At 68.4% G+C, this 23,127-nt stretch carries 18 protein-coding genes and 1 pseudogene; 11 read left to right on the top strand and 8 right to left on the bottom strand.

Translation table 11 applies throughout. The features are described from left to right. Together BZY54_RS15570 and BZY54_RS15565 are read right to left on the bottom strand one after the other, a co-directional pair. On the bottom strand, positions 1-729 hold a 729-nt coding region (locus BZY54_RS15570; RefSeq protein WP_143668058.1), incomplete at its 3' end, for an RNA-guided endonuclease InsQ/TnpB family protein. 213 nt (positions 730-942) lie between these two features. Continuing rightward, positions 943-1,962 (bottom strand): Lrp/AsnC family transcriptional regulator, encoded by a 1,020-nt coding sequence (locus BZY54_RS15565; protein ID WP_086725782.1) that lies wholly within the window; start codon positions 1,960-1,962, stop codon positions 943-945. A gap of 110 nt (positions 1,963-2,072) precedes the next feature. Here BZY54_RS15565 and BZY54_RS15560 point away from each other — a divergent pair, with 110 nt between their 5' ends. Continuing rightward, positions 2,073-3,494 (top strand): MFS transporter, encoded by a 1,422-nt coding sequence (locus tag BZY54_RS15560; protein ID WP_244217180.1) that lies wholly within the window; start codon positions 2,073-2,075, stop codon positions 3,492-3,494. After that, entirely contained in the window at positions 3,491-4,717 is a 1,227-nt protein-coding gene (locus BZY54_RS15555; protein ID WP_086725781.1) for an amidohydrolase, read from the top strand. Before BZY54_RS15560 ends, BZY54_RS15555 begins: the two co-directional genes overlap by 4 nt. 265 nt (positions 4,718-4,982) lie before the next feature. On the opposite strand, the gene BZY54_RS15550 is transcribed toward BZY54_RS15555, so the two are convergent. Continuing rightward, positions 4,983-6,011, bottom strand: coding sequence for a LacI family DNA-binding transcriptional regulator (locus BZY54_RS15550; protein ID WP_086725780.1), 1,029 nt, complete (start codon positions 6,009-6,011; stop codon positions 4,983-4,985). A gap of 192 nt (positions 6,012-6,203) precedes the next feature. Between BZY54_RS15550 and BZY54_RS15545 the strand changes: the two genes are divergently transcribed. The 7 genes from BZY54_RS15545 (at position 6,204) to BZY54_RS15515 (ending at position 14,303) form a co-directional block, all read left to right on the top strand. Next, a complete protein-coding gene (locus BZY54_RS15545; protein ID WP_086725779.1) occupies positions 6,204-7,274 on the top strand; it encodes a C45 family autoproteolytic acyltransferase/hydrolase in 1,071 nt (356 codons plus the stop codon). 8 nt (positions 7,275-7,282) lie between these two features. Continuing rightward, the gene (locus BZY54_RS15540; protein ID WP_208640666.1) at positions 7,283-8,929 is read left to right on the top strand and encodes an amidohydrolase; all 1,647 of its coding nucleotides are present in this window, start codon (positions 7,283-7,285) and stop codon (positions 8,927-8,929) included. Further along, positions 8,926-9,945, top strand: coding sequence for an ABC transporter permease (locus BZY54_RS15535; protein WP_244217179.1), 1,020 nt, complete (start codon positions 8,926-8,928; stop codon positions 9,943-9,945). Before BZY54_RS15540 ends, BZY54_RS15535 begins: the two co-directional genes overlap by 4 nt. A gap of 77 nt (positions 9,946-10,022) precedes the next feature. Then, positions 10,023-10,817, top strand: coding sequence for an ABC transporter permease (locus tag BZY54_RS15530; RefSeq protein ID WP_244217178.1), 795 nt, complete (start codon positions 10,023-10,025; stop codon positions 10,815-10,817). Continuing rightward, positions 10,814-11,836 carry an ABC transporter ATP-binding protein gene (locus BZY54_RS15525; RefSeq protein ID WP_086725777.1) on the top strand — a complete coding sequence of 341 codons (1,023 nt, stop codon included), beginning with the start codon at positions 10,814-10,816 and terminating at the stop codon, positions 11,834-11,836. Before BZY54_RS15530 ends, BZY54_RS15525 begins: the two co-directional genes overlap by 4 nt. Continuing rightward, positions 11,833-12,639 (top strand): ABC transporter ATP-binding protein, encoded by an 807-nt coding sequence (locus BZY54_RS15520; protein WP_086725776.1) that lies wholly within the window; start codon positions 11,833-11,835, stop codon positions 12,637-12,639. The genes BZY54_RS15525 and BZY54_RS15520 overlap by 4 nt, the downstream gene beginning before the upstream one ends. Positions 12,640-12,653: 14 nt before the next feature. Next, positions 12,654-14,303 (top strand): ABC transporter substrate-binding protein, encoded by a 1,650-nt coding sequence (locus BZY54_RS15515; protein ID WP_086725775.1) that lies wholly within the window; start codon positions 12,654-12,656, stop codon positions 14,301-14,303. Between the two features lie 1,114 nt (positions 14,304-15,417). Here BZY54_RS15515 and BZY54_RS15505 read toward each other — a convergent pair. Next, a complete protein-coding gene (locus BZY54_RS15505; protein WP_086725774.1) occupies positions 15,418-16,674 on the bottom strand; it encodes an NAD(P)/FAD-dependent oxidoreductase in 1,257 nt (418 codons plus the stop codon). 524 nt (positions 16,675-17,198) lie between these two features. On the opposite strand from BZY54_RS15505, the gene BZY54_RS15500 reads away from it, so the two are divergent. Both BZY54_RS15500 and BZY54_RS15495 read left to right on the top strand, forming a co-directional pair. Then, on the top strand, positions 17,199-18,269 hold the full coding sequence (locus BZY54_RS15500) for a cupin domain-containing protein (RefSeq protein WP_086725773.1): 1,071 nt from the start codon (positions 17,199-17,201) through the stop codon (positions 18,267-18,269). Beyond that, positions 18,266-19,150: an AAA family ATPase gene (locus BZY54_RS15495; protein WP_244217177.1), complete on the top strand. Its 885-nt coding sequence runs from the start codon at positions 18,266-18,268 to the stop codon at positions 19,148-19,150. The genes BZY54_RS15500 and BZY54_RS15495 overlap by 4 nt, the downstream gene beginning before the upstream one ends. A 518-nt stretch (positions 19,151-19,668) precedes the next feature. Here BZY54_RS15495 and BZY54_RS53235 read toward each other — a convergent pair. The 4 genes and pseudogenes from BZY54_RS53235 to BZY54_RS15470 all read right to left on the bottom strand — a co-directional run. After that, positions 19,669-19,890: pseudogene (locus BZY54_RS53235) on the bottom strand (helix-turn-helix domain-containing protein); the annotation flags it as partial. Positions 19,891-20,396: 506 nt separating this feature from the next. After that, a complete protein-coding gene (locus tag BZY54_RS15480) occupies positions 20,397-21,320 on the bottom strand; it encodes an ABC transporter substrate-binding protein (RefSeq protein ID WP_158103871.1) in 924 nt (307 codons plus the stop codon). A gap of 96 nt (positions 21,321-21,416) precedes the next feature. Next, positions 21,417-22,277 carry an ABC transporter permease gene (locus tag BZY54_RS15475; RefSeq protein WP_086725770.1) on the bottom strand — a complete coding sequence of 287 codons (861 nt, stop codon included), beginning with the start codon at positions 22,275-22,277 and terminating at the stop codon, positions 21,417-21,419. Beyond that, complete coding sequence (locus BZY54_RS15470) at positions 22,274-23,014, bottom strand: ABC transporter ATP-binding protein (protein ID WP_158103870.1); 741 nt, start codon at positions 23,012-23,014, stop codon at positions 22,274-22,276. The genes BZY54_RS15475 and BZY54_RS15470 overlap by 4 nt, the downstream gene beginning before the upstream one ends. Between the last annotated feature and the right edge of the window lie 113 nt (positions 23,015-23,127).

Genomic DNA, 23,127 nt, shown 5'->3' with positions numbered 1-23,127 from the left:
CCGGCGCCGGGCCATCATCCGCTGATAGCGGGCGAGCCCCTGCGCCGCCCGCTTGCCGTGCTCGGCATGCGGGAGATCGTAGGCGTCATCCGTGGTGACGGCCGTCTCCTTCACACCCCAGTCCACGCCCAGGACGCGGCCAGTCTCCACAAGCGGCTCGACCTGGGCCGGGGCGACGAAGGAGGCGTACCAATGCCCGAGCGTGTCCTGGTACACGCGCACACTCGACGGCTCGGCCGGAAGGTCCCGCGACCACACCACCCTCACCACGATCTGGCCCGCGAGGTGCAGACGACCGTCCTTGAGGCGGAAACCGCGCTTCGTGTAGTTCAGGCTCGGCCTGGCCTCCCGCTTCTTCTTCCAGCGGGGCATCCCGGCCCGGCGGTGCACCGGAAGCCCGTCCTTGATGTCCTTCAGCGCCTTCGCCCTCGACTTGGCGAAGTCCCGAATCACCTGCTGCTGCGGCACCGACGCACCCGCAGCCAGCCACGGCGTCACCCGACGCGCCTCGGTCAGCATCCTGTCCAGCTGAGCCGGACCACACGTCAGCTTCTCACCGGACTCCTTGCTCTGCTGGTGGATCTGCTTCGACTTGGCCACGCACTCGTTCCAGAGCCACCGGCAGCGGTCCCACTCCGCTTCGAGTGCGCGCCGTGCGGTAGCAGACAGGCGCACACGGAAGGAGTACCGGGCATGCCCGGCCCCCTCCGTGGTCGCGACTGGCGTCATGCATCCGAACCTATAGGGGAGGACTGACAGTTGACGCCTCTTGATCGCCACGGGCTCACTCACCTCGTCGCGGGTGGACGGACTTTCGCCCTGGAGGCGAAACCCCTACTTCCCGTCCTGCTCCGCAGGAGTCCGATTCCTCCCCGGCCTGAAGGCCGGGGCATCCTCGGAGGAACCCGGTGACCGTGTGCCTGCGGGACTGGTGCGCCCGTCCTACCAGGGCCGTATGGGCCGCGTTCCCGTGCGTCGTCCGTCCCCGTCGAGCAGGTGCCCCATCCGTTTGACCGTCCGCAGTCCGACGATCCGGTCGGTGATCGCGAGGGAGGGGAGCCGGGCGCACATCGCGGCTTCGCGGCGCTGGATGTCGCCGATGTCGCGCAGCCAGAACGTGGCGAGGATGTTCGTCGTCCCGGTGACGGCGGCGATCAGACGGCATTCGGGCAGCGTGGCCAGTGTCCGGTGAAGGGTGTTCAGATCGCGTGAGGGAGCCCGGCCGCGGAAGGTGACGGACACGGGCAGCCCCGTCAGGTGCGGGGCCATGTCGCAGCGGAAGACGATCATCCCGGAGTCGGTGAGGCGGTGCACTCTGCGGCGGACGGTCGCCGCGCTGCTGCCTGTGCGCTCGGCGAGCGCGGCGAGTCCCAGACGTCCGTCGTGGACCAGGGCATCGAGGAGAGCACGGTCGAGGCCGTCCAGTTCGGGGGAGGAGCCTGCCTCGCGGACGCCGGCACCGGGAAGGCCGAGCGCGCTCAGTTGCGCGGTGTCGAGGGAGTGCAGCCGCCAGCGGCTGCCTTCCGTGTAGAGCGAGGTGGCGAAGAGGCATTCCACCGCGCTCACCTCGGGGAGTCCGGCGAGGCGCTCCGTGAGGGAGTGTGTCAGCGAGGCCACGTCCGGGAGCAGCACATCCAGCAGGAGATCCGCGGTGCCGGGTGCGGTGAGTTCGACGGTGACGACCTCCTCGAAAGCGGACACCTGTTCGGCGAGTCGTTGCCGTGCGCTTGGAGGGCAGCGCAGCAGTACGAACGCGGTGCACCGGGTGCGGGAGAACGCACGGCCCGGCGCCGCGTACACCCAGGCGAGCCCCTCCGCGGTCAGCCGCTCCCAACGCCGCGCGAGCGTGCTCGCCGTCACCCCGAGCAGGGGTGCCAGTTCCGACCAGGATGCCCGTGGCCGCAACTGCAGCGCGTGGACGAGAGCGAGGTCCAGCTCGCTCGGAATGCTCGTTTCCCGCATCGGGCGTGCCCTCCTAGCACGATTTCCACGAAGTTCCGGGTCGGTTCGACCGGCGCCCGCACAGTAGCCCCCACGTCGGGTTCCAGCCACCAGAAGAGGTGAGAGAACGGGTGACCAGAGGCATCGACTCCGGCCGCGGACTGCTCGCGACCATGACGGTGATCGTGGTGTGCAGTGGCGTTGTGCAGGGGTACCTGACCCCGCTCCTGCCGAAAGTCGGCCATCACGTCGGCATCGGCAGTGTCGGTCAGAACAACCTCTACCTGCTGTCCCAGGTCGCGTTCGCGGTGATGACGCCGCTGCTGTCGCGACTGGGAGACATCCATGGGCACCGCAAGCTCCTGCGCGCCTGTGTGGGCATGGTGGCCGGCGGTTCCCTGCTGATAGCGGTGTGGCCGACGACCGCGACCCTGGCCGTCGGCATGGCCCTGCAAGGAGCCGTAGTCGGCTTCTTTCCGCTGCTCGCCGGAATTCTGCGGTCCCGCGCACCGGAGCACGGACGGGTCGGAATGTCGGTCCTGGTCGGTGCGCTGCTCATGTCGATCGGCGTCGGCGGCCTCGTCGCGGGGGCGCTCAGCGAGGGACACGCCGTCGCCGGCCTGTGGACGGCCGTGCCCCTCGGTGCGCTCGCGGTGACCGCAGTCCTGATCCTGCCGGACAGCGCCGCTCCGCGCGGCGGGGACTTCAACCTGCGGGCGGCGACGCTGCTCACTCTGGGTCTGGTGGCACTCGTCCTCGTTCTGGCCGAGGGCGGCACCTGGGGCTGGAGGTCGTCCGCATCCCTGGGCACCGCCGTCCTCGCGGTGCTCCTGCTGGTGGTCTGGGTGATGGTCGAACGACGGTCCACGCATCCTCTGGTCAACGTGCGGCTCCTGCGCGATCCACGTCTGGCGGTGGTCAGCGCCCACACCTTCTGCGCCGCCTTCGGCACCATCGGGTTCCTGGCCGCGAACGCCGTGTTCCTCGGGACCGACCGGGACGGGACGGGTTATGGCATGGGCCTTGGATCCCAGGCCATCGCATTCGTCTCCCTCGCCATGGTCGTCGCCGGATGCCTCGGATCCACGGCGACCCCGCGACTGGCACGGCGTATCGGCGACCGCGCGGTGCTCGGTGCGGTGGGCGTCATCGGTGCAGCTGGCTTTCTCTCCTTGATCGCCTTCCATAGTTCCTTGCCCCAGTACCTCGTCGGCGTCCTTGTCGTGGGTCTGGCCACCGGCATGTTCGAGTCGATCACGCGCACCCTGTCGGCTGAGGTCGTCGCCGAGACCGAGACCGCGCTCTCCGTCGGCCTGAACGAACTGGCGCTCTCCCTGGGCGCGGCCATCGGAGCGGCCGTGATCGGCGCGCTGTTCACCGGCCACCAGCTGGCCGACGGCCACATCGCGCTCACGGGCTACCTGTGGTCCTGGGGGGTGTGCGCCGGTGTCGCCCTGCTGGGCGCGGTGCTGGGCATGGCCTTCCGTGGTGTGCCCGCCCCCGGGAGCGTGCGAGTACGTCAGCCCCTCGAACAGAGCGGAGAACGGGCATGAGGCGAGCGCAGCAGGGAACGCGCCGGCAGGAGATACGGGACCGGGCGCTGGCCGAGGCGGCCGAAGCCGTCCGCGGCCGCCAGGAATGCCTCGTCGCCCTCAGTCACAGCCTGCACGACGAGCCGGAGACGGCTCTGCAGGAGCACAGGTCGGCCGCCAAGATCGCCGGTCTCCTCGCCGAAGCCGGCTTCACCGTCACCCAAGGCGTCGCGAACCTGCCCACCGCGGTGGTCGCCACCCATGGAGACGGCGACCTGGTCGTGGCCCTGTGCGCGGAGTACGACGCGCTGCCGGGCATCGGACACGCCTGCGGTCACAACGTAAACGGGGCCACAGCGGTCGGCGCCGCACTCGGCCTCGCGGCCGTCGCGGACCGGCTCGGCATCAGGGTGAAGCTCGTCGGTACGCCGGCGGAGGAGGACATCGGCGGCAAGGTACTGCTCCTCGAAGCAGGAGTCTTCGACGACGTGGCGGCGGCCATGATGGTGCATGCGGCGGCGCAGGACACCGTCGGCGCCTCGTCGCTGGCCGTCAGCGCCTGGGACGTCACCTACCGGGGGAGGCCCTCCCACGCCGCTCTGGCCCCCTGGGAGGGAGTCAACGCGCTCGACGCGATGACGCTCGCGCACACGGCGATCGGCCTGCTGCGCCAGCAACTCCAGCCCGGCACCCTGGTGCACGGCGTCGTCTCCGAGGCCGGGCAGGCCGTGAACGTGATCCCGGCACTCGCCCGGGCCCGCTACGAGCTGCGGGCCCCCACATCCGAGCAGCTCGCGTACGCCCGGCGCCGGGTCCGGTCCTGCTTCGAGGCGGGCGCCCTCGCAACGGGCGCAGAACTCGAACTCGTCCCGCACGGCAGCGATTTCGCCGATCTACGACAGGACGCCTTCATGACGGAGTCCTACGTGCGCGCGCTCAGGCAGCTGGGCCGCACACCGGTGCCGCAGCACGGGGAGCTGATGGCCTCGACCGACATGGGCAACATCTCCCACGTGGTGCCGACGATCCACCCGACCATCGGATACGACACCGGGGGCGCGAAACAGCACACGGCCGAGTTCGCCCGGTACGGCAAGAGCCAAGGTGCCGACCGGGCCGTCATCGACGGGGCGACGGCCTTGGCACACGTGGGGGTGGAACTGGCCACCGATATCGTGCAGCGACGCCGGCTCCTGGCCGGTGTGGCCGACCGCCGCCCCCGCGGCGGTTCGATGGGCACTTGACCGCCTCTCCTCGGTGGGTGTGGGAAGTGTTCAAAACAGCCGCATAACCGTCAGTGCGACTTGTCGTTGTGCTGCAAGTTGGCCAAGGGCTGGCCCGTATCGAGTAGTGGTCTCGTTCCGGCGGCAGGAGTCGACGAGACGCCAATTCTTGATCGTCTCGTCACTGATCAGGAGGTACGGGGCAGCCCACCGGCTCGGAGCAGGACGGGGTTCACCTGCCGCCCGACTTGCTCCACCGCCATTTGACGGTGAACACCGCAAAGCATCACGTGTTCGTGTCCGTGCGTCGCGACGATGCCCGGACCCGGAACCGGGCCGTCGTCAGGACCGGCCCCGGGCTCGGCTCGCCCGCGATGCGTGCCTGGAGGAGGTCGAGCAGGGCCAACGTCGTTTCCGCGGCGTGGAGTTCGACTGCCGAGATGGCGGGTCGGCTGTGTCGGGTGTGCTCGGAGTCGGAAGCCGCGGCAAGCATCGTCCGGTCGGGCACGGCGACGCCGCGAGACGTGAGGCCCGCGAGCACCCCGGCCGCCTGACGACCGGTGTGGCACAGGATCGCATCGGGGATCCCCTCGTCCACGATCGCGTGCGCGATGTTCTCGCCGCCGTGCTCGCCGGCGCGCTCGGCCGACGCGTAGACGCGTGGTGTGATCCCGGCTCTCTCGCACCATGCGCGGTACATCGCCTCGCTGTCGATGTTCCACGCGTTGGGGTCGGTTCCGCGCAACAGCACGATCGATCGGGCACCGGATGCGGCGAAGTGTTCGTAGATGCGCCGGAAGCTCAAGCTGTCGTCCTCGGTGGCCCAGTCGGTGAAATCCGGGCGGCTGGGATCGCGTCCCAGCGTCACGTACGGGATTCCACGCCGTTCGAGGAGACCGATCACCGGATCGTCCACATGCGGCATCGTCACGATGTACCCGTCCAGCGACAACGCCAGTGGCGGCGTCGGCCGCCTCGTCGGGTCGGGCACCAGCATCAGGCTCAGCCCGCGGTCCATCGCCTGCGCCGAGACAGCACCGATGTAACGGCTGAACACGTCAACACCCCGGGGCGCGTACTCACCCAGCGCGTCCAACGACCGCATGACGAGTCCGATCGCCCCGACCGACGAGCGTCGCAGGCCGCGCGCGAGGGCGTCGGCCTCGTACTCCATCTCCTCGGCGATGGCCCGCACGCGCAGTCGCGTGGCCGCGCTCAGCGTCCCGGTGCCGTTGAGCGCCATCGAGACCGCCGCGACCGAGACGCCGGCGCGCTGGGCGACGTCGCGAATGGTGACGCCCTTCGATCGGGCCACGGCGACCTCCTTGGTTCGTACCGTCCGCTGTTGCCTCACATCGCCGGACCGTGGTCGCCGACGCAGGCCGGGCGGCAGCGACTACAGACAGTGACGTCGACAACACCATTGTATTAAACGTTTTACCTACCTAGCGTGTCGCCCGCCCCTCACGGTGACGGGCCTCACAGGCAAAGGTCGGACAGCACCACCATGAAGCTGCACACCCTGCGCACGACCACCACCGGCTCCCGCGACCGTGGACGCGAGATCGGCACGCGATTCGCGGACCAGGTGCGTGATGTCAGCGCCCGCTACCTGGCGCATTTCAAGGTTCTGGGCATCTCGGAAACGACCGTCCGCGACATCGTCGCCCACAGCCACGACGCCTTGCGCGACTGGTACCCGGCCCTCGTCGAGGAGTCCGACGGAATCGCCGAGGCGTCAGGAATCGAGCCGTGGCAGGTGGCAGCGGTCGGCGCACGGACCGAAGTACTCGCCGCCACGCCCGGGAAAGGCGAGTGCACAACCGCCGTGCACGCACCGCCCTTTGGCGGCCCACCCGAGACGATCCAGACGTGGGACTGGCAGGACTCGCTCACGCCGGACGGTCTTCTGCTGTCGCTCGTGACCGGAACCCGACGCCGGGTGAAGCTCTTCACCGAGTTCGGCACGGCCGCGAAGATCGGGCTGAACGACGCCGGCCTCGGCCTGCATTTCAACATCCTGAACCATCGCTCCGACAACGCCACCGGCGGCGTGCCCGTCCATGCTGTCGCGCGTCGCGTCCTGGAGGAGGCGACCACGGTGACGGAGGCCCGCGACATCGTCGCCTCCGCGACCGTGAGCGCGTCCACCGTGCTGACCGTCGCGACCTACCGGGAGGGCCACGCCGCGGCGGCGTCCATCGAGATGTCGCCCTCCGGATCCGCCGTGGTGCAACCCGACACCGACGGCTGGGTCATCCACACGAACCACTTTCTCGATTCCGGCCTCGCCGACGGTGACACCAGCATTCCGGCATCGGTGTCGGTCGAGCGGCACCAGCACACGCGGGCGGTGCGCGGCAGCATGGCCGGCCGCACCGCGCCGGAGCGCGCGGCCGCCTTCTGTGGCGGCGACGGTGCCGCCGCCGTGGTGTGCGTCCATGCCGACGATTCCCAGCCGGGCCACGAGCGGTGGAGCACGTTGTTCACGGCGTCTCTCGACCTTCCCGGCTTTGCCCTCGAGTACCGGGCAGGCAACCCCGACACTGCGGCCCGCGAGGGCCTCGACCGGTTCTGAGGAACCCGATGGACAAGGACACGACCATGCCCGCTCATCTCTACCGCAACGCCCGGATTTTCACCTCCGACCAACGCCCCTGGGCCGAGTCGCTCGTGGTGGTCGGCGACCGGCTCGCCTACGTCGGCGACGAGGCCACCGCGGCGCGCGTGGCAGGACCGGATGCGCTGATCCACGACCTCGACGGCGCGACCGTCCTCCCCGGATTCGTCGACGGCCACGCGCACGTGGTCGGCACCGGCGAGGCGGCGACCCAGGTCGATCTCTGGGGCGCCAACACGGTAGAGGAGATCCAGCGGCGCATCCGGACGTGGGCGCAGGAGAACCCCGACGCACCTCGCGTGCTCGCCACCGGGTGGAAGCACGGTGACATCCCGGGCGGCCTGCCCGATCGGGGCATGCTCGACGCCGTCGTCGCCGACCGGCCTGTCTATGCGCAGGCCTACGACTTCCACTCGATCTGGCTGAACTCGGCCGCCCTCGCCGAAGCCGGCATCGACGACACCACGGCGTCACCACCCGGAGGAACCGTCCACCGGGACGAGCGGGGCGCGGCCACCGGCCTGGTCGACGAGACCGCGATGCACCACCTCGTATGGCCGGTGCTCGACAGCTTCGCCAGTGACTCCGACCGTGACAAGGCCCTGGCGGTCGCCCTGGCGGCGTACGCCGAGTCCGGGATCGTCGGTTCGACCGAGATGGCGCTGGGCGAAGGCGACTACGAGGCGATGCGTCGTGCCGATGCGACGGGCATCCTGACCACTCGCATCGCCGCGTTCTGGCGCGTCCAGCCCACCGGCGACGAGGGCGCGAACCTCGCCCAGGTCGAACGCGCCGTCGAACTCGCCACCCACCGGTCGACCCCGTTCCTGCGCGTGACCGGCATCAAGGTCATGGTCGACGGAACCGTCGACGGGTGCACCGCATCGCTCGGAAAGCCCTACGTGAACGGCACGAGTGCCGACCCGATCTGGGGTCTTGCCGAACTCGCGCCGGTGGTGGCCGCCGCGGACGCGGCCGGCCTGCAGGTCGCCATGCACGCCATCGGTGACGAGGCGATCCGGGTCGCGATCGGCGCCGTCGAGCACGCCGTCGCTCTCAACGGTCCCAAGGAGCGCCGCCACCGCATCGAACATCTCGAAGTCGTCGACCCCGCGGACATCGACCGACTGGCAGCACTCGGCATCACGGCGAGCATGCAGCCCGTGCACGCCGATCCGGCCATCCAGGAGAACTGGCGACGCGTCCTCGGCGACGAGCGGGTCGACCGCGGCTTCCCATGGCCCGAGATGACCGAGGCCGGAGCCACGCTCGTGCTCGGCACCGACTCCCCCACGTCGCCGCATGCGCCGCTGCCCAACATGTTCATCGCGGCGACACGGCGTTCGGCACTGGATCCGTCGCTGCCCGCCAACATCGCGCACTACGCCCTGCCGCTGGCGGACGCGATCGTGCACGCCACCCGTGACGCCGCCTGGGCGAGCCGCTCCGAGCACCTTCACGGCCGTCTCGCCGAGGGGCTGTACGCCGACTTCATCGTTCTCGACCGGGACATCTTCGCCCGGCCGTTGGAGGAACTGCTCGACACGCGAGTGCTGCGGACAGTCGTGGGTGGCCGCGTCGTCCATCACGCACAGCCGGGAATGGACCGATGAGCCACGCAACCATGCCGGCACCCGTGCCATCGGGGCAGGTGAAGGCGAAGCAGCGGCCCACCGGGGTGATGCTGCGGTTCATCGCCACTCGCATCGCGGGGCTGGTGGTGACCCTGTTCCTCGCGAGCCTGGTCGTCTTCGGAGCGCTGTACGCCGCGCCGGGAAGCCCGCTCACCTATCTCACGCACGGTCGCACCATGAGCCCCGACGCGATCGCCGCGATCAAGGCCGAGTATCACCTCGACGACTCCATCTGGCAGCAGTACCTGAGGTGGCTGGGTGGCGTGGTGCACGGCGACTTCGGAACGTCGATCATCTACAACCAGCCGGTGTCGTCGCTGGTCGGAAGTCGTGCCTTTACGACCACGCTTCTCGTCCTCATGGCCGCGGCGATCGTCCTGGTGCTCGGGTTGGCCATCGGCACCCTCGCCGGTCTCAAGCCCGGCTGGTTGTCGCGGTCCGCCATGGCCGGCGCGACGGGCGTCATGGCGGTGCCGACCTTCGTCGGAGCGGTCGTGCTGATCATCGTGTTCGCCGTCGACCTGGAGTGGTTCCCGGTGTTCGGGGCCGGCCGTGCGGGCCTCGACGAGGTCTACCACCTGGTTCTTCCGTCGATCGCGCTCGCGCTCGCGTCCGTCGCGTTCGTCGCGCGACTCGCCCAGACCGCGATCCGGCAGGAGCTGTCGGCCGATCACGTGCAGACGGCGATCAGCCGCGGACTGCCCCGCGGAGCGGTCGTACGCAGACACGTGATGCGCAACGCCGCGATGCCGGTGCTCACCGTCGCGGGCCTCACGATCGCGGGCCTGATCGCGGGAAGTGTCGTGGTGGAACAGGTCTTCCAGCTCGGCGGGCTCGGTCAGTTCCTCGTCAGTTCGGTGCAGCAGAAGGACTTCCCCGTCGTACAGGCGATCTGCCTGATGTACGTCGCCGCCTTCATCGTGCTGAACACCCTCATCGACATCGCCTACACACTGCTCGACCCGCGCGTGTCGATCGGGAAGAAGGATTCATGAGCACGACAGCAACGGTACGGCGTATCGGAGCCCGAAGGGCCGGCCGGCGGACGACGCGTCGTGCGAGAGGCATCGGCATGTCCGGTCGGGTGGCGATCGCCCTCCTCGCACTCGTCGTCTGCTTCGCCGTCCTCGCCCCCCTGCTTTCACCGCACGATCCGAACGCCGTCAACCTCTCCGGTGCGTACCAGAGTTCGAGCGGCGCGCACCTGCTGGGAACCGACGCGAGCGGGCGAGACCTTCTCTCGCGTCTCGTCCACGGCTCACGAACCGCACTGATCGGACCGTTCCTCGTCGTGGTGATCTCGACGCTCCTGGGGACAGTCCTCGCGCTCGCGGCCGTGTGGTTCGGCGGCTGGTTCGACCAGATGGTGGTGCGCGTCGTCGACGCCGTGTTCGCCTTCCCCGGTCTGCTGCTGGCGATCCTGGCGACCGCCCTGTTCGGGTCCGGCCTGAACGCTGCCGTTGTGGCGCTGTCCATCGCCTACGTCCCCTACATCGCGCGAATCGTGCGGAGCGCGGCGCTGCGCGAGCGCTCGCTGCCCTACATCGCGGCACTGCAGGTTCAGGGCGTGCACGGGTTGCGGATCGCGTTGCGGCACATCCTGCCCAACGTGGGTGGGCTGATCGTCGCCAACGCCACGCTCGCCTTCGGGTTCGCCGTGATGGACCTCGCCGGCCTGTCGTTCATCGGCCTCGGGGTGCAGCCACCGGCCTCGGACTGGGGCGCGATGGTCGGCACCGGTATGGCCGGTGTGCTGCAGCAGCACCCGCAGGAGGCTCTGTTCGCCAGCGTACTCATCGTCATCACCGTCGGTGCCGTGAACATCCTCGGCGACCGGCTCACGGAGCGCTGGGAGGCACGCTCGTGAACGCACTTCTCGAAGTCGACGGCCTGAGGGTTCGGTTGCCGGTCGCGGGCCAGTTGCGCACCGTGCTGCGCGATGTCGCGTTCTCACTCGACCGTGGAAGCACTCTCGGTCTGGTCGGCGAGTCCGGTTCGGGCAAGTCGATGACGGTTCGCACCATCGCCCGCCTGCTCCCCGACGGCGCCGACGTCCGGGGCGGTGTCCGCTTCGACGGCGCCGAGGTGTTCGACCTTCGCACCGAAGCCCTGCGGTCCTACCGGGCGAAGGATGTCGCGATGATCTTCCAGGACGCACGGGCCTACACGAACCCCGTACGCACGATCGGCGACTTCCTCACCGAGGCGATGCGCACCAACGACCGGATGCCGAAGTCCGCTGCTCGCAAGCGCGCACAGGAACTGCTCGCCGAGGTCGGGATCGGCGACCCGGAGCGCCGGCTGCGGCAGTTCCCCCACGAGCTCTCCGGCGGCCTGCTGCAACGGGTGATGATCGCTGCCGCGGTCGCCGCGCGACCGCGGCTCATTCTCGCCGACGAGCCGACGACCGCGCTCGATGTCACCACCCAGGCGGAGGTGATGGCGATTCTCGGGCGTATGCAGCGCGAGTACGGCATGGCGATGCTCTTCATCACGCACGACCTGGAGCTCGCCGGTGCCGTGTGCGACGAGACGATCGTGCTGTACGCCGGCCAGGTCGTGGAGCGCCAGGCGTCGGTGCGGTTGCACGAGGACCCGCTCCACCCCTACACCGCCGCACTGGTGCAGGCACGGCCCGAGATCGACCGGCGTGTCGATCGGCTGCCCGCGATCAGCGGTCATCCGACCACCGCCTACGAGGCGCCGGACGGCTGCGCTTTCGCACCGCGCTGTCACTTCGCACAGGAGGAGTGCCGGGCGGGAGTGCCGCCCCTGCTGCAGATCGGCCCGTCGCAGACCCGGTGCGTCCAGATGCCCGGCCTGCGCGGCCACATGGCGCCGCGGCAGCACGCCGGCTCCGCTTCGAACGAGGAGGTCCAGCGATGACCGAACCGCTGCTCGTGGTCGAGCACCTGACCAAGACGTTCGGCCGTGGGCGAGCCGAGGCGACCGCGGTCGCCGACGTGAGTTTCGCCCTGGCCCCGGGCGGAGCCCTCGGCATCGTCGGCGAATCCGGCTCCGGCAAGACGACCACGGCGCGGATGATCATCGGCCTGGAGCGTCCCTCCGGTGGCCGCATCATGTTCCGGGGCGAGGACCGCACACACCCGGCGCGTTCCGCGCGCAGCCGCCGTGAGCGGGGCCGGGACATCCAGATCGTCTTCCAGGACCCGTACACCTCGCTCGACCGCCGACAGCGCATCGGCGACTGCCTCGCGGAAGTCGTCGGCGTTCACTCCCGGCTCGGCCGTGACGAGACCAGCAAGCGCGTGCGCGAACTCGCCGAGCTCGTCGGACTCGACGACCGGCAGCTCGCGGCACTGCCGAGGTCGCTCTCCGGAGGGCAGCGCCAACGCGTCGCCATCGCTCGCGCGCTCGCCGCCGATCCGGACATCCTCATCCTCGACGAGGCCGTGTCGGCCCTGGACGTCTCGATCCAGGCACAGATCCTCAATCTGCTCTCGGACATCCGGCAGAAAAGGGGCGTGAGTTACCTGTTCATCAGCCACGATCTCGCCGTCATCCGCCAGGTGACCGACGACACGATCGTCATGCGTCACGGCGCCGTCGTCGAGCAAGGGCCCACCGCCGCCGTGCTCGACAACCCTCAGGACCCCTACACCCGCTTGTTGCGCGACAGCGTCCCTCGCAGCGGGTGGGACCCCGAAGCCCTCACAGCCCGACACTGACCAGGAGTTGTGCAATGTGCTCACCCCGCCCGCGCAGACGGGCAACGGCACTCGCCGTCGCCGCCACAGCCACCTTCGCGTTGGCCGGTTGCTCCGGAGGCACATCCGGCAAGGAATCGACCGGGTCGTCCGACGCGCTGACGACCTTCACGCCCAAGGGCTCGGGCGCGGTCGACAGGATCACCTGGAACGTCTTCCAGGGAGAGCCGCAGACCATCGACCCCTTCCAGTCGGCCGACTACACGCCGAACATGATCAACTCGAACATGTGCGAGACGCTGCTCGCCCAGACGCCCGACTTCCAGATCAAGCCCAATCTGGCGACGTCGTACTCGAACCCCGACCCGACGACCTGGGTCTACAAGCTGCGCAGCGGCGTCACCTTCTGGGACGGCTCGCCGATGACCGCCGACGACGTCGTATGGAGCATGCGGCACAACCTGACGGACAAGTCGAGCTTCTACGGCTACCTGTACTCCAACGTCGCGTCGATCGCTAAGACGGACGCCGGCGAAGTGACCGTCCGGCTGAAGAAGCCCGACTACCTCTTCAACGACGAGTTGGCGAGCTTCGCCGGTGTCGTCGTGGAGAAGAAGTTCTACGAGCAACACGGCAAGAAGGTCGGTACGCCGGGCGTCGGTGTCATGTGCACCGGCCCCTACAAGTTCGACAAGTGGACGCGGGGTCAGTCGATCAGCGTGAGCCGCCACGACGGCTACTGGAACAAGTCGCTGCCGCGGAAGGTGAAGAACATCGACTTCACTTTCCTGACCGACGACTCCGCGATCACCTCCGGCCTGCTCTCGGGCCAGATCGACGGGACGTACGGTCCGCCGATGGCCGGGCTGGCACAGCTGAAGGCGTCGTCGGCGGGCAAGCTCTACTCGGGTCCCGCGCCGCTGGCCGTCACGCTCGTGGTCGCGAACCACAAGGGCGCGATGGGCAACGCCGACGTGCGCAAGGCGCTCCAGGTGGCCATCGACTGGAAGGGCATCGGCGACCATGTGTACGCCGGTGAAGGGACCCCTGCTTCGCTGCAGACCGTGCCGGCCGTGTACGGCTTCGCGAAGGACGACCTGACCTCGTACGCCGACTCGGTCAAGACCGATGGCTCCGCGAAGACGGACGAGGCGAAGAAACTGCTCGCCGGCGTTCCGGCTGACGTGAAGTCCAAGCAGATCAGCCTCGTGGTTCCGCAGCAGGCGGAGACGCAGCAGCTGGGCCTGGCGATCAAGGCCGCGGCCGACAAGATCGGCTTGAACTTCAAGCTCAACGTCGTACCCGCGACCGGCTACTCGAACTACCTGTACGACCCGGGGACGCGTGGCAACACCGACCTGCTGTACACGCAGTTCTGGCCGAACATCCCCAACCCGCTCGACTGGCTGGGCCTCACCGCGGTGACCGGCGGCACCTTCAACCAGTCCGGCTACAGCGGTATAGACGGCCTCTACGCCAAGGCGATCGGCACGAAGGACGACAGCGCCCGTTCCAGGCTGGTCGTGCAGATGGAGCGGAAGCTGCACGACGAGATGAATCCGATGTTCTCCGGCATCCAGCTGACGAACGACGTGTGGCTCGGAAGCAAGATCACCGGGGCGCCGGCGGCGTTCGACTACGTCTACTATCCGTGGGCGGCCTACCTCAGCGGAACGGGCAAGTAGTCCTCGCGGGAACGGGGCGGGGCTTCGGTGTAGTTGCCGGACGTCCGGTTCGTCGCGCCGGTCCCGCCTGACCCTTTGGCCGACTCGGCGGGCGACCTGAGGCCGTGTCCGAGGAGATCCCGGGATCCCGGGCTTCCAGGACCGGCTGACCGAAGCGCCGGACCCGCGAGATCCGCGCGGTGCACGGCACGCTCTGGTCGCGGTACTCGCGCGGACCGCGTGCGCGGCCGGCTGGGGCGACCTCCCCGTCGGCGGTCGGCGAGTGGAGCGTAGACGCCCGGCCGTTCGTCCTGGAGTGCCTTGGCGTGGAGGCCGATCCGCTGTATCCAATCCGGGCGAGGTCGCGCGGGAGGTCAGGTGCCGTCCAGAAGTCACGGTGCGCCGGGGGCGACGCGTCGGAGTGCTTGAACCTGCTCTGCCTGGGGCTGACGGGCCGTACGGCCGTCGAGCTCGAGTACGTGACCCGGCAGTGGTCGGGCACAGCAGGAACACCTCCCGTCCCGAGGAGTACACCGTGCGCAGTCCCAACGCGCCCGACGTAGGGACGAAAAGTTCCATTGTTGTGGGCCGGTGGCTGTGCTGTAGCGGCTGACGTCTGCTCGCCGGGCAGCGGCTGGCCCGAGCTCGTCGGCACAGACGGCCGTCGCACCCTCAAGCGGGCAGGTGCAGAGCTCGCTGATCCTCGTCCCTTTCCCTCGAAGTCCGCATCCTTCGAACGGATCCAGGACCGGGTGCGGCGGCAGCGCACGCCCTCGGCCAGCAGGATCCGGCGAACCTGGCTGCGGGTGTGCCGGCACTCGGAGCACTGGCGGGAGGTGTTGCGCGGGTCGGCGAAGACCACGGTGTGGACGCCCAGTTGGCGCCCCGGTTGCAGGGACGCGGTCGGCGCGTCGGCGTCATGAGCCGACCGGGGCCGCAACTTCACCCGCGCAACAATCTTCACCCAGATGACCCCAAAACCCGAACAGAGCAGGTCCACTCCGGGTCGTCTTGGGGGGTTGTGCTGCGCAGCGATGCCGCGGCGCTCCGCCCCGCACGGCCGGGGGAAAACCACTCCTCCCCGGCCCGCAGGCCGGACCTCCTGGCTAGATACGGGTGAAAGAGGAATCCAGCACTAGGCGATCCGGAGGAACTCCTTGAGCGGCAGTGTCAGGTCAGCGCCCGCACGTGGCGGAACGGTGCCACCGCGCTCGAGGATCCTGCGGACCGCCATGTAGTCGCGAGGTGAGTTGATCGCTTCGATGGCGATCAGCTGCTCGTCGCGGTAGTAGAGGAGCGAGAACTGCTCGGTGTCCGGTGCGCCGCGCAGGACGGCCTGGTCGAAGCCGGTGCTGATGCCGGCCATCTGCAGCTTGAGGTCGGCCTGGTCGGACCAGAACCACGGCACCGCCGTGCTCGGCTGCTCGACGTCGAGCAGCATTGCGGCCGCCACCTTCGCCTGCATGATCGCGTTCTGTACCGACTCCAGACGCTGCAAGCCGTGCTCGGCGTGGGCAACCACCGTGCAGTCACCTGCAGCGACGACGCTCGGGATGCTGGTGCGGGACCGCTCGTCGACAAGGATGCCGCCGGCGCACTCCAGGCCCATCGACTCGGCGAGCCCGGTGCTCGCCACGAGGCCGATCCCTACGACGACGACGTCGGCGGGAAGCGACCGGCCGTCGGAGAGCTCGACCGCGCACACGCGTCCGCCTTCGCCCGTGAAGCCCGAGACGGCGGTACCGACCAGGATGTGGGTGCCGCGGCGCCGGTGGGCAGCGGCGTAGAACTCGGAGGTAATCGGAGCGACGGCGCGTGCCATCAGCCGGTCTGCGGCTTCGACGACCGTGACGTCCTTGCCGGCCGCCGTCGCGGCGGCCGCGGCCTCCAGCCCGATGAACCCGCCGCCGACCACCACCACACGGTCGGCGGACTCGAGCTCGAAGCGCAGGGCCGCGGCGTCGTCGACATCGCGCAGGTAGTGGATGCCGCCGAGCGTGGATCCGGGCACGTTTACCCGTCGCGGCGTGCCGCCGACGGTGAGAGCGACCCGGTCGAAGCCGAGAGTCCGACCGCTTCGTGTGGCCGCCTCGCCGGCACCCGTCACGGCGTCGGTGAGGCGGATCGTGTCCACCCACTCACCGCAGACGAGGTCGATGTCGTACTCGCGGTAGAACTCCGGTCCCCGCAGCGCGAGCCCGTCCTCGGGCATCTTGCCCTGGAGATATGCCTTCGACAACGGGGGCCGTTGGTACGGCGCCCGGAACTCGCCCCCGAGGAGCGTGATCCGCTGTGACGCACCGAACTCACGGAGGCTGGTGGCGAGTTGGAGGCCGGCCTGGCTGGCACCGACAATCAACGTTCCGACCGGCTCCGGTTCGCGATCACTCACCCTGCGCCTCCTCAATGGACTAATGGACTAATATTTAGATTATGCCATGACGCCCACGGGAGACAAGGGCCCCCCGGCGCACCGGAACACGCTGCGTCGACATCGGGGGCGGTACGACGAAGCCGGCCGTCGCGGAGTGCTGAACGGTGACCTCTGACGCTCGCGTTCAGCGTCAGAGGGCGGCTCTTCACCCTCGACGACCAGGACATCGCGCTTCACAAGGAGTCGTCAGTCGGGTCGCTCAACTCGCGAACGGTGTTGCTCGGCGCAACGAACAACGAGGAACTCCGCCCCACTCGAATCCGGCGACGCCGGCTCCACCTCTCGCCGCGTGGAGCACGGAGACGAGACCGCATCCTCGTTGGATGCACTGATCACCGAGGAGCTTGGGTGGCCGGGTCCTTGTATCGGCCAAGGACGCGCATGGTGTGGATCACAGCGCAGGTCAGAGCCCGCATGTTGCACTCGGGCGTGGAGCGCGTCACAATAGAAAGGTCCAATGGTCTTGCCAATAAGGAGGCTCGGTGTCGACCAAGACGACTACCAAGACGAGTCATTACCACGTGCAGAAGGCCCGGCGGGCCAAGTTCCTCGAGGACTGGCGTGCGAACCACCGCACAGTCATCCGCAGCGAGGACGTCGCCCTGAAGGAGACGGCACGGGGCATGCGCACGGGCGTCTACATGGGCGAGGACGGCGACAACCCGACGCGTTCCATCGACGCCCTTGTGCACGAGGTCGACAGGGGGAAGGTCACCACGATCCACCGTCATTCGTGGGACGTCATGGTCTTCGGCGTCGGCGGCGAGGGCTGGATAGAGATCGACGGCGAGCGTGTGAAGGTCGCCCCCGGCGACTCCGCCCACATTCCGTCGTGGGCCTGGCACCGCTCGGGCAACGACAATGACGATACATTCCGCTACATCACGTTCTCGAGCGAGCCGCTGCTCGCCACGATGGGCATGTCGATCCTCGATGACCGCGGCAACGAGCCGTTCGAGAACCTCCCGGGTCGCCCCGAGTTCAGCGCTCCCGATGTCGAGGGGGAGGACGCCTACGCCCGTCGCCTGAGGCGCCTCGGCAAGGAGCAGCAGGCCCGCCGCAGCGGCCGACTGCACACCGACTGGGACGAGCTCGAGATGCTCAACACCCCGCGCGGCACGCGGACCACCTTCCTCCTCGACCGCGCCATCGGTTACCAGGCCTCCGGCATCACGATGGCGATGTTCGAGATCGGCCAGGGCCGCCAGCAGTCGATGCACCGTCACGCCGGCGAGGCTTGGCTGTACGTGGTGGACGGCGAGGGCCACTCCTATCTCGGCACCGAGCCGGAGGGCGGAGAGAACCACCCGTGGAAGAAGGGCGACCTCATCGTGGTCGACCACTTCCTGTGGCACCAGCACTTCAACGACTCCAAGGAGAACACCGCGCGAGTCGTCCGCATCCACATGTTCGACAGCCTGCTCGAGACGATGCGTGCGCTCATGGATCCGCAGGTCCTGTTCGAGGAGCCGCCGGAGCACATCCGCGACGCCCAGGCCGGCGACGTGACCACCGTCGTCTGGCCCGAACTCGACCGGCCGAGCTGGCCGTGAGCCAGCAGACCCTCCCGCCCGGGGTCATCGGGCTGCACACACTTCCCTCGGACCACCACGACGGCCCGTGGGACTCGATGATCGTGCCGCCAGGCACCAAGGAAAGGCTGCTCGGCACCGCCCTGCTCGTACTGCGTCAGGGCCGGCTGCTGAGTGGACTCTCCGGCGCGCCCCACGGTCTGATCGTGCTGGCCGGACCTCCGGGCACGGGCAAGACCACACTCGCCCAGGGCCTCGCCCAGGCAGCCGCCCTGAAGATGGCGAAACGCGGCGCCACGACGCTGGTGGAGGTCAACCCGCACGCCTTCCCCAGCGACATGCTCGGTGAAAGCCAGCGGGCGGTGTCGCGGCTGTTCCTCGACACGCTGCCGGAGATCGCCGCGCGGCGACCGCACACCATAGTGTTGATCGACGAGGTCGAGGCGCTCGCCGTAAGCCGAAGCTCGGCGTCGTTCGAGACCAACCCGGTCGACGTGCACCGCGCGACGGACGCCGTCCTGGCCGGTCTCGACCAGCTGCGGACGCAGTGCCCCAACCTGGTGCTAGTGGTCACGACCAACTTCCTCAGCGCAGTCGACGAGGCCGTGCTCTCTCGGGCCGACCTGGTCATGACCACGAAGCTGCCTGACGAGGAGACCATCGAGAAGATCGTCGCGTCATCACTCAACGAGTTGGCCGGGCAATGGACCGACCTGATGCCGCTCGCGCAGGATGCCGATCTTCACGCCGAGCTTGCCAAGGGCCTGCGGGGCCTCGACGGGCGACGGGTCCGGAAGACGGTCCTCGCGGCGCTCACGGTGCGCACCGAGGTCGCCCTCGACCCGACCCAACTCACGGCCGACGATCTGCGCTGCGCAACACAGTTCGCGCAGGACGGCTGACCGAGGCCCGAGCCAACACGCGTTGCCGAGCCGGTGTCTTTCTACACCGGCTCGGCAACGCGTGTTTCGGCGGGCTGCCACCTCTCCCGCGAACTTGTCGCGGCCTCGCAATCAATGATCGCGCTGCTGACCAACAGCGGACAGCAAGTCTTGTGCACGGCCTGCCGGAAGCAGCCCAGCGCGCGCCGCCCCCGGACGGTGACGATCGCTGCGCGGTGGTCACGCAGCAGCCCGGCCAGGTACTCGGCGGTGGTCCGGCAAATATCGGACACAGTGGCGCATAGGGCACCATTCCCCACATAAGGCCCCTCGGTCGGATCGTTCTGTCGCAAGATCGTTCCTACCAGGGGCCTTACGGCCGCATGGACCTGGAGGCGGCAGGGACGCAACGCAGCCCAGCACAGCGATCACAGCGAACGACGACCGGTTACCGGGAAAGGCTCTTCGGATCTACACCCAAGCTGGGCAGGGTAGCTAAAAGGTAGATCCAACAGGCCCTATTGAACGGTTAACCATCTGGTCAAATGCGCCAGTCCCCCGGTCTTCTTCCACACCGTCAACACCACAGACATCGCGTCGCAGTTCACCTGCTCCCGCCGCAGCATCCACGCCTGCGTGCGCGCCGCCAAAGCCAGGTTGTAGACCTTCCGCCACACAACCGAACGTCCGCGGCAGCTCAGCCTCCTGCGCAACGGTGGACAGAAGCGGTACTTGAACACCCGCTTCACGCCAGTGCTCACAGCTCACAAACTAACCCGCTTCGTGCCCCTGCGGCGGTTGGCGGCGGAAGCCGGCCCGCCCTGACAGCGAACCGGCCTTCTCTGCCCTGCTCCACAAAAAGCTTCGATCTCCCCGCCTGATAGCGGGGGTTTCCCTGAAGGATCCAGGCGGTCGGCGATCAGGCGTCCGGCTGCTCCTTCGATGATCCCGCCGATCACAGGCTCGAGAGGAAGTGTCTACGGCGCCGAAGCCATCCTCGTCCTCGGCGTGACCACCCGACAACGGCGACTTCGAGGACTACCGGGACCACCACGCCCGCACCGAGCGCTGACACCTCTACCCGGCACCGATCAGCGCAGATCCCGCCTCGGAGCCACACATGTTTCGCGATTCCGGCTTGGAAGGAGGCGTACGAGCGAGGTCGACGCCGAGAACCTCGACGTGGGCCGTGGTACCGCGGCAGGATCTGAACGCAGCGCCATGGTGTACGAGGAGTCGATTCAGGCAACCCGACGTCGCGGCCGGGCTACTTGCCCTTGAACGCCTTGTCGACGAAGGACGAATCGATGAGCTTCGAAAGATCGAGCTTGTCGACTCCGTGAACCGAGCCCCCCAGCGACTCCTGAGCCGACACGAGCTGAGCCTTGGTCGCCTCGGGGACGGCAGGGAAGACCTCGGTGGAGTAGTACTTCCACGTCTCATCGAGCGCACGCTGCTTGTCGAGACCGATGTGCGCGCCCAGTACCTTGGTTGCGTACTTCTGGTCGCTGCGCTCGCGATCGAAGCCCTTCTTGAGGCCGGCCATGAACTTCTCGATGACGTCGGGGTGAGCCTTGATGTAGGAACCCTTGCTGGAGATCCCCACGTTGATGTTGGGAATCTTCTGCTGAGCGATGTCGAGCACCATGTGCAGCCCGGCATCTTCGAACTGAAGGCTCGCCGGCGGGTGCGTGGCGGCGGCGTCGATGGTCTTGGAGAGAAGCGCGTTGTTGACGTTCGTCACCGAGCCGAGGGGAACCAGGTTCACGTCACTGGGGCTCAGCCCGATCTTCTTCAGGGCCGCCAGGGTTCCGATGTATTGGGATCCGCTCTTCGAGGTATAGCCGATCTTCTTGCCCTTCAGCTTGGCCGCGCTGTCGACGTTCGCGTACAGCTGGTACGGGAACACCGGTGTCATCGTGGCCAGCACCTTGACGTCACCGCCTGCGGCCGCGCCGCTCACGATCTGCGAGCCGCCCATCGAGGCGATCTGCGTCTGTCCTGAGATGAGCGCGGGGTAACCCTGGTCACTGGCGAGGCTGACGAGCTTGACGTTGAGTCCCTCTTCCTTGAAGTAGCCGGCCTCCGAGGCGATCCACAGCGGCAGTTCGTCAGCGACCTCTTCGCTGTAGCTGACGGTGATGACTCCATCGGACGAGGTGTCGGAACTGCCGCAGGCGGTGAGGGACATGGCAAGCACAGTGGCGAGTGCCACTCCGGCGGCACCGGTGGCGCCAGGCTTGAGCTTCATGGGGCTGTCTTTCTTCGGATGGGTTGGGACAGAAATTCAGTCGTGGCTCGGACGCCATGCCGCGAAATGGTTCTCGACCCGGCGCAGTAGTGAGGTCAGACCGATGCCGGCCGCGGCGAAGATGAACAGGCCTGCGAAGACCGTCGCGGTCTGGAACTGCTGGCCGGCGGTGCTCATCATCAGGCCGACGCCGTGCTGTGCGCCGCTGAGCTCGGCCACGAAGACGCCGATGAGGGCCTGGCCGACCGCGAGCCGAATGCCGCTGGCGACGAAGGGGACGGTGCCGGGCAGGGCAACGGTGCGGAAGAGCTGCAGGTCGCTCGCACCGAAACACCGCGCCACGCGAACGGCTCCTTGTTCGAGGGACTGAACGCCCTGCGCGGTGTTGATGATCACTGGGAAGAAGGCCATCAGGAAGACGATCGCGATCTTCGAGGAGCTCCCGATGCCAAGCCAGATGATCAACAGGGGCGTGAGTGCGATGCGGGGGGTGGCGTAGAGAAAGTTGATGAATGGATTGAGCGCCCAGGCGGCCCGCTTGTACCAGCCGATCAGCAGGCCAAGCGGCAGACCGATCACCACCGCCAGCCCGAGGCCGATGAGGAGCTCCTGGGCGCTGGTCCACAGGTCGACCCAGATGTCTCCGGCTTCGAACAGGGACTTGAAGGCATCGATGACATCGAACGGGCCGGGGAGGGTCAACTTCGGCTTGAGGCGGAGCAGTGCAGCAACCTCCCACACGACCAGTGCGAGGACGACGGCGCCGACGCCGATCAGGCGCTGCTCGCTGAGCCACGACGGCAGCCGGCGGCGGGAGACCCGCTGAGCTCGGGGGCTCGGGGCCCCCGGACGGGACTCGGTCCGCGGGGCCTGCATCTGGGAAGAGGTGGCGCTCATCGGGATCCTTCCTTCTCGTCGCCGACGCCTGCCTTGACGCCGTAGAGAACATCTGCGATCTCGTCACACAGCTGCGCGAACTCGGGTGTCCGGCGGATCTCGTGCGAGCGCGGGCGGTCCCACGGCACCGTGATCTCCTTGACGATGCGGCCGGGCCGCGGGCTGAAGACGCAGACCCGGTCCGCGAGGAACGCGGCCTCGGCGATGTCATGGGTGACGAACAGAGCCGTCACCTCGCGCGCGGCGCAGACCCGGAGGAGTTCGACCTGAAGGACCTCGCGAGTCTGGGCATCGATCGCGGCGAAGGGCTCGTCGAGGAGGAGGATCTCCGGATCGACCGCCAGTGCGCGGGCGAGGTTGACACGGGCCTGCATGCCGCCGGAGAGCTGCGCCGGATACTGCTGCCCGACACCGGCGAGGCCGACCAGGTCCAGCAGTTCGTCAGCGCGCTGCCTGGCCGCCGGCTTCTTGGCCTTGCGAGAGAGCTCGAGGCCGTAGCTGACGTTCGCCTGGACGGTCCTCCACGGCAGCAGGTTGGCCTGCTGGAACACCATCGCCCGGTCCGGCCCTGGGCCGGGGATCGGGCGTCCGTCGAGCTCGAGAGCGCCCTCGGCGATCTTGACGAACCCGGCGACCGCGTTGAGGAATGTGGTCTTGCCGCAGCCGGAGGGGCCGACCAGGCAGACGAAGTCCCCACGATCCAGGGTCAGGTCACACCGCTCGACTGCCGTCGTCATCTCTTTCGACCCGGGCTTGGGGTACTCGATCACGACATCTCGGGCCTCGAGGTGTGCCTCGCCCGCGGCCCCCGCGCCGATGTGTGCAGCATCATGGCCCGCCGTACTTGACA

The organism is Streptomyces carpinensis, assembly GCF_002154505.1.
Lineage (GTDB): Bacteria > Actinomycetota > Actinomycetes > Streptomycetales > Streptomycetaceae > Streptomyces > Streptomyces carpinensis.
The sequence above is the reverse complement of the archived record's forward strand: the minus strand, read 5'-3'. Positions and strand labels throughout refer to the sequence as shown.

Excerpts from the sequence above, each read along its gene's own strand:
- BZY54_RS15565 (WP_086725782.1), bottom strand. The coding sequence starts at position 1,962 with ATGCGGGAAACGAGCATTCCGAGCGAGCTGGACCTCGCTCTCGTCCAC.
- BZY54_RS15555 (WP_086725781.1), top strand. The coding sequence starts at position 3,491 with ATGAGGCGAGCGCAGCAGGGAACGCGCCGGCAGGAGATACGGGACCGG.
- BZY54_RS15545 (WP_086725779.1), top strand. The coding sequence starts at position 6,204 with ATGAAGCTGCACACCCTGCGCACGACCACCACCGGCTCCCGCGACCGT.
- BZY54_RS15540 (WP_208640666.1), top strand. The coding sequence starts at position 7,283 with ATGGACAAGGACACGACCATGCCCGCTCATCTCTACCGCAACGCCCGG.
- BZY54_RS15535 (WP_244217179.1), top strand. The coding sequence starts at position 8,926 with ATGAGCCACGCAACCATGCCGGCACCCGTGCCATCGGGGCAGGTGAAG.
- BZY54_RS15530 (WP_244217178.1), top strand. The coding sequence starts at position 10,023 with ATGTCCGGTCGGGTGGCGATCGCCCTCCTCGCACTCGTCGTCTGCTTC.
- BZY54_RS15520 (WP_086725776.1), top strand. The coding sequence starts at position 11,833 with ATGACCGAACCGCTGCTCGTGGTCGAGCACCTGACCAAGACGTTCGGC.
- BZY54_RS15515 (WP_086725775.1), top strand. The coding sequence starts at position 12,654 with ATGTGCTCACCCCGCCCGCGCAGACGGGCAACGGCACTCGCCGTCGCC.
- BZY54_RS15480 (WP_158103871.1), bottom strand. The coding sequence starts at position 21,320 with ATGTCCCTCACCGCCTGCGGCAGTTCCGACACCTCGTCCGATGGAGTC.
- BZY54_RS15475 (WP_086725770.1), bottom strand. The coding sequence starts at position 22,277 with ATGAGCGCCACCTCTTCCCAGATGCAGGCCCCGCGGACCGAGTCCCGT.
- BZY54_RS15470 (WP_158103870.1), bottom strand. The coding sequence starts at position 23,014 with ATGACGACGGCAGTCGAGCGGTGTGACCTGACCCTGGATCGTGGGGAC.